General features: G+C 60.3%; 16 protein-coding genes and 4 pseudogenes. 9 read left to right on the plus strand and 11 right to left on the minus strand.

Annotation, left to right across the window (positions count from 1 at the left end; genetic code table 11):
* Positions 1–190: 190 nt before the first annotated feature.
* The 5 genes and pseudogenes from FDP25_RS17465 to FDP25_RS17475 form a co-directional block, all read right to left on the minus strand.
* A pseudogene (locus FDP25_RS17465) lies at positions 191–1,002 on the minus strand (transposase); the annotation flags it as partial.
* A gap of 247 nt (positions 1,003–1,249) precedes the next feature.
* Positions 1,250–2,245: pseudogene (locus FDP25_RS09780) on the minus strand (IS3 family transposase); the annotation flags it as partial.
* A 63-nt stretch (positions 2,246–2,308) separates the two neighbouring features.
* Positions 2,309–2,743 (minus strand): site-specific integrase, encoded by a 435-nt coding sequence (locus tag FDP25_RS09785; RefSeq protein WP_154151214.1) that lies wholly within the window; start codon positions 2,741–2,743, stop codon positions 2,309–2,311.
* A 25-nt stretch (positions 2,744–2,768) separates the two neighbouring features.
* Positions 2,769–2,975: pseudogene (locus FDP25_RS17470) on the minus strand (hypothetical protein); the annotation flags it as partial.
* 31 nt (positions 2,976–3,006) lie between these two features.
* A pseudogene (locus tag FDP25_RS17475) lies at positions 3,007–3,165 on the minus strand (Arm DNA-binding domain-containing protein); the annotation flags it as partial.
* 314 nt (positions 3,166–3,479) lie between these two features.
* Here FDP25_RS17475 and dgcA point away from each other — a divergent pair.
* From dgcA to FDP25_RS09820, 6 genes are all read left to right on the plus strand, one after another.
* Positions 3,480–4,445 carry an N-acetyl-D-Glu racemase DgcA gene (gene dgcA / locus FDP25_RS09795; RefSeq protein ID WP_154151216.1) on the plus strand — a complete coding sequence of 322 codons (966 nt, stop codon included), beginning with the start codon at positions 3,480–3,482 and terminating at the stop codon, positions 4,443–4,445.
* 11 nt (positions 4,446–4,456) lie between these two features.
* Positions 4,457–5,320, plus strand: a complete 864-nt coding sequence (locus tag FDP25_RS09800) for a D-amino-acid transaminase (protein WP_154151218.1) — start codon at positions 4,457–4,459, stop codon at positions 5,318–5,320.
* A gap of 126 nt (positions 5,321–5,446) precedes the next feature.
* Positions 5,447–5,761 carry a DUF1244 domain-containing protein gene (locus tag FDP25_RS09805; RefSeq protein ID WP_154151220.1) on the plus strand — a complete coding sequence of 105 codons (315 nt, stop codon included), beginning with the start codon at positions 5,447–5,449 and terminating at the stop codon, positions 5,759–5,761.
* Positions 5,762–5,822: 61 nt separating this feature from the next.
* The gene (gene msrB, locus FDP25_RS09810; RefSeq protein WP_154151222.1) at positions 5,823–6,272 is read left to right on the plus strand and encodes a peptide-methionine (R)-S-oxide reductase MsrB; all 450 of its coding nucleotides are present in this window, start codon (positions 5,823–5,825) and stop codon (positions 6,270–6,272) included.
* Positions 6,269–6,775: a peptide-methionine (S)-S-oxide reductase MsrA gene (gene msrA / locus FDP25_RS09815; RefSeq protein WP_154151224.1), complete on the plus strand. Its 507-nt coding sequence runs from the start codon at positions 6,269–6,271 to the stop codon at positions 6,773–6,775. Before msrB ends, msrA begins: the two co-directional genes overlap by 4 nt.
* Positions 6,776–6,940: 165 nt before the next feature.
* On the plus strand, positions 6,941–7,864 hold the full coding sequence (locus tag FDP25_RS09820; RefSeq protein ID WP_154151226.1) for a DMT family transporter: 924 nt from the start codon (positions 6,941–6,943) through the stop codon (positions 7,862–7,864).
* Between the two features lie 3 nt (positions 7,865–7,867).
* On the opposite strand, the gene FDP25_RS09825 is transcribed toward FDP25_RS09820, so the two are convergent.
* The 5 genes from FDP25_RS09825 to FDP25_RS09845 form a co-directional block, all read right to left on the minus strand.
* Positions 7,868–9,193 carry an NAD(P)/FAD-dependent oxidoreductase gene (locus FDP25_RS09825; RefSeq protein WP_154151228.1) on the minus strand — a complete coding sequence of 442 codons (1,326 nt, stop codon included), beginning with the start codon at positions 9,191–9,193 and terminating at the stop codon, positions 7,868–7,870.
* The gene (locus FDP25_RS09830) at positions 9,190–10,005 is read right to left on the minus strand and encodes an ABC transporter permease (protein WP_154151230.1); all 816 of its coding nucleotides are present in this window, start codon (positions 10,003–10,005) and stop codon (positions 9,190–9,192) included. The genes FDP25_RS09825 and FDP25_RS09830 overlap by 4 nt, the downstream gene beginning before the upstream one ends.
* A gap of 79 nt (positions 10,006–10,084) precedes the next feature.
* Entirely contained in the window at positions 10,085–10,975 is an 891-nt protein-coding gene (locus FDP25_RS09835; protein WP_154151232.1) for an ABC transporter permease subunit, read from the minus strand.
* A 2-nt stretch (positions 10,976–10,977) separates the two neighbouring features.
* Entirely contained in the window at positions 10,978–12,102 is a 1,125-nt protein-coding gene (locus FDP25_RS09840; protein ID WP_154151234.1) for an ABC transporter ATP-binding protein, read from the minus strand.
* Positions 12,103–12,168: 66 nt separating this feature from the next.
* Positions 12,169–13,266: a polyamine ABC transporter substrate-binding protein gene (locus FDP25_RS09845; RefSeq protein ID WP_154151236.1), complete on the minus strand. Its 1,098-nt coding sequence runs from the start codon at positions 13,264–13,266 to the stop codon at positions 12,169–12,171.
* 147 nt (positions 13,267–13,413) lie between these two features.
* Here FDP25_RS09845 and FDP25_RS09850 point away from each other — a divergent pair, with 147 nt between their 5' ends.
* From FDP25_RS09850 to radC, 3 genes are all read left to right on the plus strand, one after another.
* Positions 13,414–14,103 carry a GntR family transcriptional regulator gene (locus FDP25_RS09850; protein ID WP_154151238.1) on the plus strand — a complete coding sequence of 230 codons (690 nt, stop codon included), beginning with the start codon at positions 13,414–13,416 and terminating at the stop codon, positions 14,101–14,103.
* Between the two features lie 100 nt (positions 14,104–14,203).
* A complete protein-coding gene (locus FDP25_RS09855) occupies positions 14,204–15,601 on the plus strand; it encodes an aspartate aminotransferase family protein (RefSeq protein WP_154151240.1) in 1,398 nt (465 codons plus the stop codon).
* A gap of 46 nt (positions 15,602–15,647) precedes the next feature.
* Positions 15,648–16,412: a RadC family protein gene (gene radC / locus FDP25_RS09860; protein WP_154151242.1), complete on the plus strand. Its 765-nt coding sequence runs from the start codon at positions 15,648–15,650 to the stop codon at positions 16,410–16,412.
* Here radC and FDP25_RS09865 read toward each other — a convergent pair.
* Positions 16,409–17,968, minus strand: a complete 1,560-nt coding sequence (locus FDP25_RS09865; RefSeq protein ID WP_154151244.1) for a substrate-binding domain-containing protein — start codon at positions 17,966–17,968, stop codon at positions 16,409–16,411. The two genes, radC and FDP25_RS09865, sit on opposite strands and share 4 nt — an antisense overlap.
* Position 17,969: the final 1 nt, after the last annotated feature.

Below are 17,969 nucleotides of genomic sequence, written 5' to 3' on the forward strand. Positions count from 1 at the left end.
TAACGGCTGCTGTATGTTTGCGTCATGCACAATTCTCGATTTTAATTGCTATGTGTTCCCAACTGGAAACAAAGAGATGTGGTTGCCCCTTCGTGCGCGCAGTGATTCGCCTGAAATGCACTGACTGTAAGTTGGCAAACTGCCGATGGGTCCGGCGCAGATAGGCTGCCAAAGCCTTGCGATCCTTCTAGGAGCAAAAGTTCAGAGAATGGCACACCAGATACACAATGCAAGTCTAGGCCATGGAGTCAGGAAAGGCCGCCGTGACCGCATCCGGAAAGCGCTTAAGCCATCCACGACCGCGATCAGGATGTCGTGGACGCCAAGGTTCTTCAGCTCGTTCATAATCGAGAACCAGAATTTGGCGCCTTCGTTCTCGGCAATCAATAGGCCCAGAACCTTACGTTGGCCATTGCGGGTGAAGCCGAGGGCGATACAGTCGGCCTTGTTCTTGACCGTCTGGCTGTCGGCATCTCGGATCTCATCAGTTGCGCGTCGACGAGCACGATGGGATCCATCCTGAACAGTGCCAGTGATTACCATTCGCAGACCTCGTCCAGCACGACATCGGTGACTCGGCTGAAACAGGTTGGGCGAGACATTCGGGCCATAGAGATCGAGCAGCTATGCCTAGATGTCCCGCACCCCCAGCCCGGCGGAGTTGAGCCCGATGATCTTGTTATCCATGCCGTCTATCCGAGGCTGGCCCTTCTTCATCAGTTCCGGCTCGAAGCTGCTGTCCTGGCCCCACATGATCGCCACAAGCAATTCCTCGTCTTGCCCCTCCAGAACCTTGGTCGATGTTCCGTTATGCCGTTTGGGTTGGCCTGACTGCGCACACTCACCATCTTCATGGCCGAGATCCCTGGTCAGTTCGGCCCCAAGCATCCGCTTCATGAGCTTAATCTTCAGCTTTTTCATCAGCCCAGCGTCGCCAAGCAGGTTTTCAGGGCGCTCCACGCCCTTCAGCCGTTCATCGAGGATTTCTTTCGAGATGGTCAGTCATGCGCCTTTTGGTGAAGCATGAGCCGGATCAGTCATAAATAGGTCGTACACTCTCCGAACAATTCAACAAATCTGATACCGTTTTACCCATTATTGCGACGAGTTTATGACTTTCGGCTGCCGTGCCGACCACGAATTCCCTTTCGCCACATTGGATTTCAAACCCCAATGTCCAGAATGCAATGAAGCAGTCCCACTTTTCGGACAGTATTGCAGCTTCACTAAGGTGTATCGGGTTTAGGCTACATGCTGCTTCTTTTTGTTCCAAGCCTACCCAATATGCGTCGTCATGCGTCTGCCGATCAAGGGCGGAATGGGGCCTTTTGGTATTGTAGAAGGTCATCCAGGTCGATCCGGTGAACTGGCTGCCTTGATCCGTATTCATGATCTCGGGCGGGCCATGTTTGGCGACGGCCTCGCTCAAAGCCTCAACACAGAAGTCGGCGTGCATCGTGTTCGACAACCGCCAGCTCAGCACCTTGCGCGTGGCCCAATCCATGATGACCACCAGGTAGAGAAAGCCGTTCTTGTCAGGCACGAACGTGATATCGGCGCACCAGACCTGATTGGGGCGATCGATCTGCATCTTTCTCAGCAAATACGGGAAGACCGGATGCCGGAGATGCGGCTGACTGGTTCGGGGGGGTTTGTAGATTGCCTCCAAACCTATCTTCGCCATCAGCCGCCTTACACGATGCCGTCCTATGGCGATCCCTTCCCGGCGCAGATAGGCTGCGATCTGGCGGCTGCCGAAGAACGGATATTTGGCGAACACCCGATCGCTCTCTTTCATCATCGCCAGCGTGTCAGCATCGATCCCGACAGGCGTGGAATAGAACGCCGGCCGGCTGAGCCGCACCAGCTTGCATTTTTGACTGATACTGAGCTGCAGGTAGTCCCGCTTGTTCATCGCGGTTGGCATGTCACTCGGACCGATGGCGTTCGATGCCAACCTTCTCGGGGCTCATCGCTTCAGCCCTTCCGACAAAAAATCATTCTCGACCGCGAACCTTCCTATCTTGGCGTGCAGCTCTTTCACCTCGGCTTCGGTCGGGCCGCTCTGCTTGCCACCCGAGAACACATCAGCAATGCCCTCAATAGCTTGTTGCTTCCATGTGCTGACTTGGTTCGGATGCAGTTGATGCTTTGCCGCGACCTCCTACACGGTCTTGTCACCACGCGGCGCTTACAACGCTACCTTGGCCTTAAACTGGTCTGTAAAGTTCCGGCGCTTTGCCATTCTCGTATCCCTGCAAAAGTTTGGGGTACACCTTAGCCGACTGTCCGATTTTCTGGCACCACTTCACACATGGGGCGTTGCGGGAATATCGTTATCGGCGAGGAAATTGCGCATCGCCATCTTGTTGAGCGGGCCGCCCTTTGCATTCGGAAACAGATACCCTTTTCGAGAATGCGGTTCCGCCAACTCGATGACATGTCGCGCCTCATAACTGAGAGGATCAGTAAACCCTTGGTCGTTATCTGCCCGGCCCTTGACGTGGAGTGGTGGGATTTCCCAAACGGGACCCAGGACTTGCTCGAAACGCATGTTGTTGACAGAGTCCGCGCGAACCCCCGTCAGGATTAGCATTCTCATTGCCAGTTGTACCGGGTCATCATCTGAAAGGGTTGCATAAAACGCAGGGAGATCTTGCCAAGGAAGTGCCAAATGCGGTGTCGCGCGCTTCTTGTTTTCTTTGAGAATGATAACCGCATCTTCGATAACAGCCCGGTTCAAAAGGAAACATTATTGCGCGCGCGTATTTGAAAACGCTTCTCAGCCGTGGAACAGCCTTCTTGGCGGTCACCGGTTTTTCGTGCCAGATCGGAATCAGGGCATGTGTGATGTCGTCCTGATCGATTTTTACTATTGGCATTTTCACTAGATTTGACAAAACGTGCAGCCGTAAGGGGGGTGAACCATTCGCCATCCGAGCCATTGTGTTTGAGGCTCTCTTTGTGTGGCTCATAAGCCATCTAGGCCAGAGGCTAGAGCCGACCTTATTTCAGGTTACCTTGTTGAATCCCGAGACGACGCTGTTTGATGGGGTCTGTATCATTGCTGACCTGCTCTCGGGCCGATGCTGCTTTCTTGCGAGCCTCGGCAAGGCTGACCCGTCCGAATGATCCGAGTCCTATCTCTCGTTGGCGGCCCCAAAGGGTAAAGCGGCAGACCTATTGCGCGCCACCATCGGCGCGCTTATGAAGCCAAAGGCCTTGCTCATCACAATGTTTGCCTGCAGGCAGAGATCTGAGTTGTACGACTGTAAATGCATTAGATTTTGCCATGATATTATCCCTTCTTTTCTATACTTTCTGGCGTGAAACTGCCGGGCTCATTCCGGGATGTGATAATACAATAAATCACGGAAATTTAAGGAAAATTAATTCCGGTGGCACCCAATGAGAACGTATGACACAAAAAGGATACCCCTCCGGCGGGGATATTTGGAAAAAGAAGAAAGGGCAGGGGCATGGATATTACAGTGACGCGCGATGTTTTCCGGCTGGCGCAGGTTTTTACCATCAGCCGGGGCTCGCGCACGCTGGCCGAGGTTTTGACCGTTCGGGTGAGCGAGGGCGGCGTGACCGGCTGGGGCGAATGTGTGCCCTATGCGCGGTATGACGAAACCTTGGAGTCGGTGACGGCAGAGATCGAAGGGTTGCCTGAGGTCTTTGACCGGGCGGCGTTGCAGGGTTTGTTGCCTGCCGGGGCCGCGCGCAATGCGGTGGATTGCGCCCTGTGGGATCTGGAGGCCAAGCAAGCGGGCAAACGTGTTTGGGAGTTGGCCGGGTTGCCCGCGCCGGGGCCGGAGGTGACGGCCTATACCCTGTCGCTGGATGAGCCCGAGGCGATGCGCGCGCAGGCGGCGGAGCATGTGCACCGACCGCTTTTGAAGATCAAGCTGGGCACGCCGGATGACATGCCACGTCTGGAGGCGGTGCGCGCCGGTGCGCCCGAGGCACGGATCATCGTGGATGCAAACGAGGGCTGGTCGGCGGAGGTTTACGCCGATCTGGCGCCGCATCTGGTGCGCCTCGGCGTGAGTCTTGTGGAGCAACCTTTGCCCGCGGGGGAGGACGAGGCCCTGATCGGGATGGAGCGGCCCGTGCCGGTCTGTGCCGATGAGTCCTGTCATGATCGGGAAAGCCTGCCGGGGCTGAAGGGCAAGTATGACGTGGTGAACATCAAGCTGGACAAGACCGGGGGCCTGACCGAGGCCTTGGCCCTGCGCGAAGTGGCTTTGGCCGAAGGGTACAAGGTGATGGTCGGCTGCATGGTCGGCAGCTCGCTTGCCATGGCGCCTGCGACATTGGTGGCGCAAGGCGCCTTGGTAACAGACCTTGACGGCCCGCTTCTTCTGGCAGAAGACCGGGACAACGCTTTGATATTCGATGAGGCCGGGGTGCATCCGCCCAAAGCGGCGCTCTGGGGCTGAGGAGAGACGACATGACCCGAACCGTTTACGTGAATGGTGAGTACCTGCCGGAGGGCGAGGCCACGGTTTCGATTTTCGACCGTGGGTTCCTGATGGCCGATGGGGTGTACGAGGTGACCAGCGTGCTGGGTGGCAAGCTGATTGATTTCGCGGGTCATGCGAAGCGATTGGAACGCTCGCTGAACGAGCTGGACATGACGTATCCGCCCGAGTTCGACGATCTGCTGGAGATTCATCGCGAGTTGGTGACGCGGAACGGGATCGAGGACGGGTTGATCTATCTTCAGGTCACGCGCGGCAGCGATGGCGACCGCGATTTCGCCTTTCCCGACGCCGAGACCACCCGGCCCACCGTGGTTCTTTTCACCCAGTCCAAGCCCGGCCTTGCCAACAGCCCGCAGGCGGACAAGGGGTTGAAGATCATCAGTATCGACGACGTGCGCTGGGGCCGTCGGGATATCAAGACGGTGCAACTTCTTTACCCCTCGATGGGCAAGATGATGGCCAAGGCCGCCGGGTGCGACGATGCCTGGATGATCGAGGATGGCTTTGTCACCGAGGGGACCAGCAACAACGCCTATATCGTGAAGGGTGGCAAGATCATCACCCGGCAGCTTTCCAACGACATCCTGCACGGGATCACCCGTGCCGCCGTGCTGCGCTTTGCGCGGGAGGCGCAGATGGAGGTCGAGGAACGCTCGTTCACCATCGACGAGGCGAAAGAGGCGGACGAGGCTTTTGTCACCTCGGCCAGTGCCTTTGTCATGCCGGTGGTGGAAATCGACGGTGACAGCCTTGGGGGTGGCACACCGGGGCCGGTGGCCAAGCGGCTGCGTGAGATTTACCTTGATGAGAGCCTGAAAGCCGCGATCTGACACGGCGGACAGGCGGACAAGGGCAACAGGCCGCGCTTCAAGGCGTGGCCTGTGTTCGTGTTTCAAGACCGACTTGAACGCATCCGCGCCCAAGCGCATGTTGTGAGCCACAGACAGGAGGACCCCATGGACGACCAGACCCGTATCGAATTGGAAGCCGCTGCCTTCCGCGCCTTGCGCGAGCATCTGATGGAAAAGCGGACCGATGTGCAGAACATTGACCTGATGAACCTTGGCGGGTTTTGCCGCAATTGCCTGAGCCGCTGGTATCAGGAGGCCGCGAACGCGCGCGGCATCGAGATGTCCAAGGATGAGGCGCGCGAGATTTTCTATGGCATGCCTTATGACGAGTGGAAGGCCAAGTATCAGACCGAGGCCAGCACCGATCAGCAGGACGCCTTCAAGAAATCCTTTGCCGAGAACGTGGGCGAGGGCGGTTGAACCCTTTCAAACGCGCCCTTTCGCCCCATGTTATATGGTAAACAGGACACGGGAGGGCCGAATGGCGAAATACGAGAAGAACCCGGATGCTATCGCGGCGCTGGAGCCTGAAGAGTTTTGGGTGACTCAGGAAAACGGAACCGAGCGCCCCGGCACCGGCAAGTACCTTGAGAACAAGGAGCCGGGGATTTACGTGGATGTTGTCTCGGGTGAGCCTTTGTTTGCCTCGGCGGACAAGTACGAATCGGGCTGTGGCTGGCCGAGTTTCACCAAGCCGATCGAGCCCGCGCATGTGAATGAGCTGACCGATACCAGCCACGGCATGGTGCGAACCGAGGTCCGCAGCACCCATGGCGACAGTCACCTTGGCCATGTCTTTCCCGACGGGCCGCAAGATCGCGGCGGGCTACGCTATTGCATCAACTCCGCCGCCCTGCGGTTCATCCATCGCGACGAGATGGAGGCCGAAGGGTATGGCGATTACCTGGATCAAGTGGAGGACGTGAGATGAGCGAACGTGCAGTTCTGGCCGGTGGGTGTTTCTGGGGAATGCAGGATTTGATCCGGGGTATGGATGGGGTGATCTCGACCCGGGTGGGATACACCGGGGGCGATGTGCCCAATGCAACCTATCGTAACCACGGCACCCACGCCGAGGGGATCGAGGTGATGTTCGATCCTGAACGGATCAGTTACCGGAAGTTGTTGGAGTTCTTTTTCCAGATCCATGACCCCACCACGCTGAACCGGCAGGGCAATGATGTGGGGCTGAGCTATCGTTCGGCCATCTATTATTGCAATGACGAGCAGAAGGCCGTGGCGCAGGATACCATTGCCGATGTGGAGGCCAGCGGTATCTGGCCCGGCAAGGTGGTGACCGAGGTGGAGCCGGTGGGTGATTTCTGGGAGGCCGAGCCGGAGCATCAGGATTATCTTGAGCGCTTCCCGAATGGGTACACATGCCATTTCCCGCGCGCTGATTGGGTATTGCCCAAGCGGGATGCGGCGGAATAGCGGGCCTGCGGCCCGGGAGGAATAGCCCTGCGTGATCGTCGCGCGGGGCTTTTGTGTGCTTTGCCCATGGAGTTGCGGGGTCAATCGTGCAGACACAGGGGCAGTTCAGGGTGATTGACCTTTGCCGCATCGGGGCGCATGGGTTGGTCATTAGGAGATGCGCCAATGAGTCCTTTCAAGGGTATTGCCCTGAAACTCTGTTCCGTGATGTTGTTCGTGGTGATGTCGGCCTTGATCAAGGCGGCGTCCGATACTGTTCCGCCCGGTGAAGCGGTTTTTTTTCGCTCGTTCTTTGCCATTCCGGTGATCCTGACATGGCTGGCCCTGCGCGGTGATCTGCGCACCGGACTGAAGGTGAAATCGCCCATGGGGCATTTCTGGCGCGGGGTGGTGGGCACCACGGCGATGGGGCTTATGTTTGCCGGGCTGGGCCTGTTGCCCCTGCCCGAGGTCACGGCGCTGGGCTATACCGCGCCGCTGTTGACGGTGGTCTTCGCCGCGATGTTTCTGGACGAACGGGTGGGCCTGTTCCGCATCGGGGCGGTGGCGCTGGGCATGATCGGGGTCTTGATCGTGCTGTCGCCGCGCCTGAGCACCCTGTCGGGGCCGACCGTGGAAACAGCGCAGGCTGTGGGGGCGGTTCTGGTGTTGTTGGGGGCGGTATGTGCAGCGCTGGCCCAGATTTATATCCGCAAGCTGGTGGCGAGCGAGGAAACAAGCGCGATCGTGTTCTACTTCTCGATGACCTCGACGTTGTTGTCGCTGCTGACCATTCCCTTTGGATGGGCAATTCCGGGTGGAACAGAGACGATTTACCTGATCCTTGCGGGGCTTTTGGGTGGCACGGCGCAGATTTTCCTGACTTCGGCCTACCGCTTTGCCGATGCCAGTGTGGTGGCCCCCTTCGATTATGCCTCGATGCTGTTTGCCTTGGGGATCGGCTATGTCTTTTTCGACGAAGTGCCGACCGGGCCTATGCTGATCGGCGCGGGTCTGGTGATCCTTGCCGGGATCATCATCATCCTGCGTGAACGGCACCTGGGGTTGAAGCGTGGCAAGGCGCGGGCGTTGCGCACGCCGCAGGGTTAGAGCCTATTGCCCCGTCAAATGCGCCGCCGCATAGGGCGGCCAGAGCCACGCGCGCCGCAGGCGGCCCAAGGGGAAGCGCCGGGGCGGTTTGCGCATGATTTCGGGGTACATGGGTGTCGGCGTCTTGTCTTGCGCCAGATCGGCAAGGAGTGTCCCTGCGTGGCTGCCCATGGCAACGCCGTTGCCCTGATAGCTAAGCGCGGTGAAGGCGCTGGGCATCTCGGGGATCGGGCCGCAATAGGGGGTCATATCGCGTGAAACGCTCAGCAAGCCATTCCAACTGTAGGGCGTGTCGATATGCGCCCAGGCGGGGAACATCCGTTCGAAATGCTGGCGGATGGTGCGGTGCATCCGCGCGTCCCATTTGGGCGAACTGAACAAGCCGCCGCGCATCCCGAACAGGAACCGGCGGTTCGGCATCAGGCGGAAGTAATGCAGGAAGAACCGCTCGTCATAGGCCATCTGCTCGGTGGACCAGCCTTGGGCGGCGATTTCTTCCTCCGATAGCGTGCGGGTGACCAGCACGTTGGATTGTGCGGGCAGGTAGCGGGCGCGCATCCATTCGGGCAGGTCATCCGAGGAATAGCCGTTGGTCGCCACGATCAGGCGCTTGGCGGTGATCTGTGCACTGTCGCTGTGCAGGGTGAAGCCCTGTCCGTGGTCGATGCGGCGCACCGGACTGTGGGAAAAGATACGGGCGCCCGCATCGGTTGCGGCACGGGCGAGGCCAAGGGCGTATTTTGCCGGGTTGAGGCCAAAACCCACCGGGATCGACATACCGCAATGGAAAGGCCCTGACATGCCAAGCCCGGCCAGTTGGGCGTTCTGGTGGATGTCGGGGGTGATGCCGAGGTCGGAGTGAACGCGCTCGGCCTCTTTTTCGAATTCGGTAAGGGATTTGGGTGTAAAGCCCATGATGGTTTCGCCGTTGGAATGGCGGTCAACGTCAAGACCCAGGCGGGTGATCAGGGAGTCGACGGTTTCGACCGCGGCCATCTCGGTCTGGCGGGCCTCGACGCGGGCGGCTTCGCCGTGCAGGCGGGCGATGACGCCGTCGGGGGCCCCGAACCCACCCAGACAGCAAAAGCCGCCGTTGCGGCCCGAGGCGCCCCACCCGGGGCTTTGCGCGTCAAGCACCACCACATCGGCACCGCCCTCGGCCAGATGCAGGGCGGCGGACAGGCCGGTGAAGCCCGCCCCGATCACCGCCACATCGCAGGACAGGGGACCGGAGGCCGTAGACAAGGCCGGATCAGAGACTGTATCGGCCCAATAGCAGGCTGCGCGCGGGCCTGCGCCATAGGTATACGGTGGAAAGACCTGTTTCATGCGCGCTCGGCGGCGCGTTCTTCCGCCTCTTGCCTCAGGGCCGCGCGCTTGGTGATCAGCGAGGCGGTGATCACCCCGACGGCGACAATCGCGATCAGCAAGGTCGAGAGCGCGTTGATTTCCGGGCTGACGCCAAGGCGGATCGACGACCAGATCTTGATCGGCAGGGTGGTGGCCGAGGGGCCGGCGGTGAACGACGCGATCACCAGATCGTCAAGCGAGAGGGTAAAGGCCAGCAACCAGCCCGAGATCACGGCAGGCGCGATGATCGGCAGGGTGACAAGACGGAAGGCCTCCATCGCGGTGCAGCCCAGATCAAGCGCGGCCTCTTCGAGGGAGCGGTCGAAACTGACGAGGCGCGAGGAGACCACTACCGAGACATAGCACATCGAGAATGTCGTATGGGCAAGGATGATGGTCAGCACCCCGCGATCCAGCCCGATCCCGATGAACAAGAGCAGCAGCGACAGGCCGGTGATCACCTCGGGCATGACAAGCGGTGCATAGATCATGCCGGAAAACAGGGTGCGGCCCGCGAAACGCCCCGCCCGGACCAGCACATAGGCGGCCATGGTGCCAAGCACCGTGGCAATGGTGGAGCTGATGACCGCCACCTGAAGCGTGACCCATGCGGCATCCAGAAACGCCTCGTTCTGCAGCAGGGTGCCGTACCACTTGGTCGAGAACCCCGCCCAGACGGTGACGAGCTTGGAGTCGTTGAAGCTGTAGACGATGAGGATCACCATCGGCAGGTAAAGAAAGGCAAAGCCAAGCGTGAGGGACGTGGCATTGAACCATGTGAAACGTCTCATGCGATGTCCTCCGGCATGCCGATTTCTTGAAAAGAAATCGGTCCGAAATCTTTTGAAGATTTCGGCTGTGTCGCGGTCCTCATTCCTCGGCCTCCCGCTGTTTCTGTTCGTTGCGCTGGAACAGGATGATCGGCACGATCAGGATCAGCAGCAGGATCACCGCCACGGCCGAGGCCACCGGCCAATCGCGGTTATTGAAGAATTCCTCCCACAGGACCTTGCCGATCATCAGGGTGTCGGACCCGCCCAGAAGCGCGGGAATGACGAATTCACCGATGGTCGGGATGAAGACAAGGAAACACCCCGCGATGATCCCATTGCGGGACAGCGGAAAGGTTACCAGCCAAAACGCCTGCATCCGGGAACAGCCCAGATCCTCGGCGGCTTCCAGAAGCGAGGCATCCATCCGTTCAAGCGTGGAATAGATGGGCAGGATCATGAAGGGAAGGTAGGTATATACGATGCCGATATAGACCGCCGTATTGGTGTTGAGGATCATCAGCGGTTCGGAAATCAGGCCCATGCCGATAAGCAACTGGTTCAGGTAGCCTTCGGTCGAGAGAATCCCCATCCACGAATAGACCCGGATCAGGAAACTGGTCCAGAACGGCAGGATCACCAGCATCATCAGGGTGGGCCGCCAGTGGTCGGGCGCGTTGGCCATGCCATAGGCAATGGGGTAGCCCACCAGAAGCGTGCAGAAGGTGGCGATCACGGCAATTTTCACCGATGACAGGTAGGCCTTCCAATACAGGTCATCGGTGGTCAGGAAGGTGAAATTCTCGAAATCCAGACTGCCGAAGAAAGATTTTATCCCCTCCCACCCGGTGGTGAGGTCCAAAGTCGGGCTATAGGGCGGGATCGACAGGGCATAGTCGCTGAGCGAGATTTTCAGCACGATGATGAAAGGCACCAGGAACAGCGCCAGAAGCCACAGGTAGGGGACAGCGATAAGGGCCACGCGCCGCATGATCAGGCCTCCAGCAAGACGGCGGCGGTGTCTGTCCAGGAAATCCAGACCTCGTCTTCCCATGTGAAGGAGCGGCGCGACAGGCGGCGGGTATTGGCGGCCTGCGCCTTGATGATCTGCCCATTGGGCAGTTCGACGTGATAGGTCGAAAGGTTCCCCAAGTAAGCAATATCAAGGATCTTGCCCTTGAGGGCGTTGCGCTTGTCGTCTGGCTTTTCCGCCGAGATAGAGACTTTTTCGGGCCGAATGGCGAGGGCCGCGCGACTGCCGTCGGCAAGGTCTGTATCGGTTTCGGCATGCAGGGTGGGCTGATCTTCGGCAAAGGCCACGTCATAGCCCGCGCCATTGCGGGTAACGGTGCCTTCGATGATCGTCACGTCGCCGATGAAATCGGCCACGTAAACGGTATTGGGGTTTTCATAGATGCGGGCGGGGGTGTCGGCCTGAATGATCCGGCCATGATCCATCACCGCCACGCGGGAGGCCACGGTCATTGCCTCTTCCTGGTCGTGGGTGACGATCACGAAAGTGGTGCCCGTGGTTTCCTGAATGTCCATCAATTCGAACTGTGTATCCTGCCGCAGCTTGGCATCCAGTGCGCCCAGTGGTTCGTCGAGCAGCAGCAGCTTGGGCGCCTTGGCAAGGCTGCGGGCCAAGGCCACGCGCTGCCGTTGCCCGCCGGAAATCTGGTGCGGTTTGCGCTTTGCGAATTTCTCAAGCCGGGTGAGTTTGAGCATCTCGGCCACCCGGTCGCCGATGGCGTCGCGGCCCATGCCGTCGCGTTTCAGGCCGAAGGCGATATTGTCCCAGACCGACAGATGTGGAAACAGCGCGTAGGACTGGAACATCATATTCACGGCGCGCTTGTTGGGGGGAATCGGGGCGATGTCCTGCCCATCCAGCCATATGGTGCCTTCGGTCGGCGCCTCGAACCCGGCCAGCATCCGCATCATGGTGGTCTTGCCACAGCCCGAGGGGCCCAGCAGGGCAAAGAATTCTTTCTCGTAGATGTCGAATGTCTGATCGTCGATCGCGGTGAATTCACCGAACCGCTTGGTTACGCCCTTGAACTGGATCAAGGGTTTGGCCGCAGGGTCATTCCAAGGCTCGAAAACTGTCTGGCTCATACCTGTCCCACCTCAAGACTGAAGCGGCCCGCGCAAGCGGTGTTGCGCGGGCCGGATTGCAGGGCGTCAGGTGCCCGATTTGATGCGGGTCCAAAGGCGCGTCACGACGCGCTGGGTGCGCATGTCGTAGGGCTTCTTGATATAGGTGTTATCAAGCGTCTCTTCGGACGGATAGATCGCCGGATCGTTGATCACGTCCTCGTTGAGGTATTCCTGCGAGGCCTTGTTGCCGTTGGCGTAGTAAACATAGTTCGTCGCCTGCGCCATGTTCTGCGCGTCCATGATGAAATTCAGGAAGGCATGTGCGCCCTCGGGGTTGGGGGCATCCACCGGAACGGCCATCATGTCGAACCACATCACCGCGCCCTCCTTGGGCGGGTTGTAGGCGATCTCGACGCCGTTATCGGCTTCGGCGGCACGGTCCCGCGCCTGCAACACATCCCCTGACCAGCCGACAGCCACACAGATGTCGCCATTGGCCAGCGCATTGATGTATTCGCTGCTGTGGAATTTCTGAACGTAGGGGCGGACCGACATCATCAACTCGCCCGCGGCGTCCAGTTCGTCAGGGTCGGTGGTGTTGGGGTCATGGCCCAGATAGGTCAGGGCCGCAGGCACCATTTCATCGGGGGCATCAAGGAAATGCACGCCGCATTCGGCCAGTTTTTCCATGTTCTCGGGTTCGAAAATCAGGGCAAGGCTGTCAATCGGGGCGTCCTCGCCCAGAACTTCGGCCACCTTGCCGGTGTTCACGCCAAGGCCCGTGGTACCCCACATGTAGTTGATCGCGTATTCGCTGATCGGCACGTCGGAGCCATAGCCCTTGAGCCGTTCCTTGATCACGTCCCACAGGTTGTCCGAGTTGGGCAACTTGTCATAGTCCAGCTTCTGGAAGGCACCGGCCTGAATTTGCCGCAGCAGGAAGCTGCCGGTCGGCACCACCACGTCATAGCCCGAGCCGCCGGCCAGCATCTTGGTTTCCAGCAACTCGTTGCTGTCGAAGACGTCGTAAACCAGGTCATATCCGGTTTCCTCTTCGAACTTGGTCAGCAGCTCTTCGTCGATGTAATCGGACCAGTTGTATACGCGCACCTCTTCGGCCTGGGCGGTCATTGCGCCCAAGGCCAGGGTGGCGGTTGCGGTCAGAATCAGGTTTCTCATCATTGGTCTCCCGTTGGATGGCATCCTTGTTGGTGCCTTGGCGACGGATTTGATCAAAAAATTCCGCCTATGGCAATATGGTAATGTTTTCACGCAGTGGCTAAACTCGCAAGCGATGACAAACACGCACTGCGCGCAGGGGCCGAAAGCATGACCAAAGTTGCACATAATTTGACCGCCCAAGCCGGGTCGGGAAGGCGTCTTCCCGCGCATGAGGTGATCTATCGGCAATTGCGCGCACTGGTGCTGTTCGGCGATCTGGCTCCGGGGCAGGCGGTGACCATTCAGGGCCTGACCGACCGGCTGGGCGCGGGGATGACGCCCGTGCGCGAGGCGATCCGCCGCCTGACCGCCGAGGGCGCCTTGGAATTCCAGGGCAACCGCCGGGTCTGTGTGCCGCTTCTGAGCGCGGCGAACGTCAGCGAATTGATCCTTGCGCGCCAATGGCTTGACCCTCATCTTGCCCTGCGCGCGACCGAGCGCGCGGCGCCTGCCGACCTGGACCACCTCGAACGCCTCGATACCGAACTCGATGCGGCGATTACGCGGGGTGATCTGCGGGGGTATCTCGAGTCGAATTACCGGTTTCACAAGGAGCTTTACGATCTGGCCGAGGCGCCGATCCTGTCGGATATGGCAGATGGTCTGTGGCTCCGGTTCGGGCCGTCGCTCAGGGTCGTTTGCGGGCGGATGGGAACCCAGAATCTGCCCGACAAGCATAAGGAACTTTTGGCCGCCATGCATGCCCGCGATGCGGAAGGCGCGGCACGGGCGATCCGCGAGGATGTGATCCAGGGAATGGAGCAAGTGCGCCAGTCACTGGACGATCCGGGCGGGTGATACTGATTCGATTGACAGGGAATAATTTGATCATATTCTGGGCAAAAGGGGCCGCACATGGCCCGACTGTCCCGAATCGCTGATATCGAAAGGCCCGGTCATGACCCTGATCACCAACCATATGCCCACCGCCGAATTGCAGGCGCTGGATGCCGCGCACCATATGCATCCCTTCACCAACGGGGACGAACTCAACGCCAAGGGCGCGCGGGTGATCACCCGCGCCAAGGGCGTGACCCTGACCGATAGCGACGGCAACGAGATTTTGGATGCCATGGCGGGGCTGTGGTGTGTGAACCTTGGTTATGGGCGCGACGAACTGGCCGAGGCCGCCGCGCGGCAGATGAAGGAACTGCCCTATTACAACACCTTCTTCCAGACGACCCATGTGCCGGTGATCGCCCTTTCGGAACGTCTGGCGCAGCTGGCCCCCGGGGATCTGAACCACGTGTTCTATGCCGGGTCGGGGTCCGAAGCGAACGACACCAACATTCGCCTTGTCCGCACCTATTGGGCGCAAAAGGGCAAGCCCGACAAGAACATCATCATCAGCCGCAAGAACGCCTATCACGGATCGTCGGTGGGCAGCGCCAGCCTTGGCGGGATGCAGGGGATGCACGCGCAAGGCGGGCTGCCGATCCCCGACATTCACCACATCAACCAACCCAACTGGTGGGCCGAAGGGGGCGATATGACGCCCGAGGAGTTCGGCCTTGCCCGCGCGCAGGAGTTGGAAGAGGCGATTCTGGAATTGGGTGAAGATCGCGTCGCCGCCTTCATCGGCGAGCCAGTGCAGGGTGCGGGCGGCGTGATCGTCCCGCCCGAAACCTACTGGCCCGAGATTCAGCGGATTTGCGACAAATACGGTATCCTGCTGATCGCCGACGAGGTGATCTGCGGCTTTGGCCGTACGGGGCAATGGTTCGGCTCGCAGACCTATGGCATCCGCCCGCATATCATGACCATCGCCAAGGGGCTGAGTTCGGGCTATGCGCCCATCGGTGGCTCCATCGTCTGTGACGAGGTGGCCGAGGTGATGAACGCCTGCGAATTCGCGCATGGCTATACCTATTCGGGCCATCCCGTGGCCTGTGCCGTGGCGCTCGAGAACCTGCGTATTCTGGAGGAGGAAGGCATCGTCGACCGTGCCGGCTCCGAAACCGCGCCCTACCTCAAGCAGAAATGGGAAGGTCTGGTCGATCACCCGCTGGTGGGGGAGGCCAAGATTGCCGGGTTGATGGGCTCTATCGCGCTGACGCCGGATAAGGCCACCCGCGCGCAGTTCGCCGCCGATGCGGGCACCGCCGGGTTGATCTGTCGCGAGGAATGTTTTGCCAACAACCTGGTGATGCGTCACGTGGGCGACCGGATGGTGATCTCGCCGCCCCTGGTCATCACCAAGCCTGAGATCGACACCCTGATCGACCGCGCCACCACGGCGCTGGATGCCGCCCACGCGCGGTTGCAGGACGAAGGTTTGATGAAGGCCGCCAGTTAAGACCTGCGTTAACTCTTCGTTCATCTCGCTGCGGCAGGGTTTGCCCATGTCGCAGCGCAACGCCTTTTCCGAGATGCCCCTGCCGCTTTTCGAAAGCGACGAAGCGCCCGCCGTTCCGGTGGCGGACGGGGGCGCCTTGCCGTCCTACATCAAGGATCATCGCAAGCGGCTCAGGGCGCGGTTTCTGGAGGGCGGCGCGCAGGCCATGCCGGATTACGAGCTTTTGGAACTGGTCCTTTTTCGCGCTATCCCGCGCCGGGATGTGAAACCACTGGCGCGGGCATTGCTGGACCAGTTCGGGGATTTCAACGGGGTGCTTTCCGCCCCGCCCGAGCGCCTGTCGCAGGTTCCGGGCGTGGCGGAGGCGGTGATTTGCGAGTTGAAGGTGATCGAAGCCGCCGCGCATCGGTTGTCGCGCGCCCGGGTGATGCAGCGGCAGGTGATCTCAAGCTGGGATGCCCTGCTGGATTATTGCCACACCACCATGGCGCATCGCGAGACCGAGCAGTTTCGGGTTTTCTATCTTGACCGCAAGAACGTTCTGATTGCCGATGAAGAACAGGCCAAGGGCACGGTGGATCACGTGCCGGTTTATCCGCGCGAGGTGGTCAAACGGGCGCTGCATTTGAATGCCAGTGCGCTGATCCTCGTGCATAACCACCCTTCGGGCGACCCGACGCCGTCAGAGGCGGATATTGCAATGACGGCGCAGGTGGCCACGGCGGCCGAGGCGCTGGGCCTTGCGCTGCATGACCACATTATTATCGGCAAATCCTGTGAACTCAGCTTTCGGGCCGAGGGGTACATCTAACGCACCCAGACCTCGACCCGGCGGTTCACCTGCCGGCCCCATGCGCTGTCATCGCAGGCCATGGGCATCGCCTCGCCAAAGGCTTCGACCTCAAGCTTGATGCGCGCGAGGTTGGCGGTTTCGGCGGCACTTGTCACCGCGTCCCGCACGGTTTTGGCCCGGCGCATGGCGATGTCGCGGTTGGCAGCGGCGGGGCCTTCGCCGTCGCTGAAGCCCACGAAAACCAGCCGCCGCGCATCGTACAGCCCCACCTCCATCGCACGGGCCAGTTGCCGCACGTTCGACCGTGATTGCGCATCCAGTCGCGCGGACCCGGCCTCGAACCGGAAGGTCGTGGTCAGCCGCCGCAAGGGGGCCAGCGTTTTGACCATGCGTTGCAATTCTTCCAAGCCCACTTCGCGGCCTGCGCGGGCGATGGCATTGGCAAAACGATCGCCCTGCGCGTTGATCTCGACCTCCTCGGGGGATTGGTCGACGAACCCGGCACGCCGGATTACAAGTTGGGCCGAGGGGTCGCGCATATAGGACAGGAATTCGCGCACCAGCTTGGGAAAGCGGCGTGCGGGGGTGTAAAGAAACAGCGGTGCGGTCAGGGGGTAATCCTCGGTCTTGACGGCGCGGCGGGTGGCCCGCAGGGCAAAGCCGCAGTCGCCCTTGAGGGCCAGTTCCCACGTGTTGCCGGTTTCCGAATGGCTGGTCACACCAAGCGCGAAAGGATCATCGGCCACGGCCTTGATCAGGGCGGGGGTGTCTTCGTGGCGCAGGGCGCGTTCGATCAGCGGCTTGCGAAGCGGGGCAAGCAGGCGATCCTCGGTGGCCTGCCCCAAACCCGAGCGCGCATCGCGCAGGTGAACGGCAATCGGCGCGTCCGGCCCCCCCAGATCGCGCCAATTGTCGATCTCCCCGGCCAGAACCCGGGCCAGATCGGGCACGGTGATTGCCTGCACCGGGTTGCTGGGCGCGACCACGGGCACCAGCGCATCCAGGGCCAGAACCCGGCTTCGGCCCCGTGCATCGAGGTCTCCAAGCCCGGCCTTGCGGGCGTGCGACACCTCGTTGCGCCGCGCCTCGCGCAGGGCCATCACCATATCCGCCTCGTTGGCCAGCAGGTCGGCAAAGCCCTCGTCGGTGTTGTTCAGGCGAAAGGTGAACTCGCCGATCAGGCGCTCAGTTTCGCCATCCGTCAGGGCATAGGTGAAGCTTTTGCCGTTCTCATTGACCCGCTCAAGGCCGTAATCGTTGCGTATTGCGAAGGCCTCGATCAGGGCGGGCATCAACACGCGCCCAATCACCGGCGCGCCCGACAGGGTGACGCGCGCGACGTAATTTTCAAGGTTGGGGCATCCCGGCCCGTCGCACAGCACGCCCGAGCCATCCACCGTCAACTCGCCATAAACCGTGTCGACGCGGTAAAACTCACCGTCGAACCCCAGAAGATTGCCGGAAATCTCGACATCGCCATCGCGCGAGGTCAGGGTGACATCCTGCGCAAGCCCGGCGGTTGCCATACAAAAAAGAAAAAGTGCGGCGCTGAACGCCGCACGTACCAATGACATC

It is taken from the genome of Roseovarius bejariae (assembly GCF_009669325.1).
Lineage (GTDB): Bacteria > Pseudomonadota > Alphaproteobacteria > Rhodobacterales > Rhodobacteraceae > Roseovarius > Roseovarius bejariae.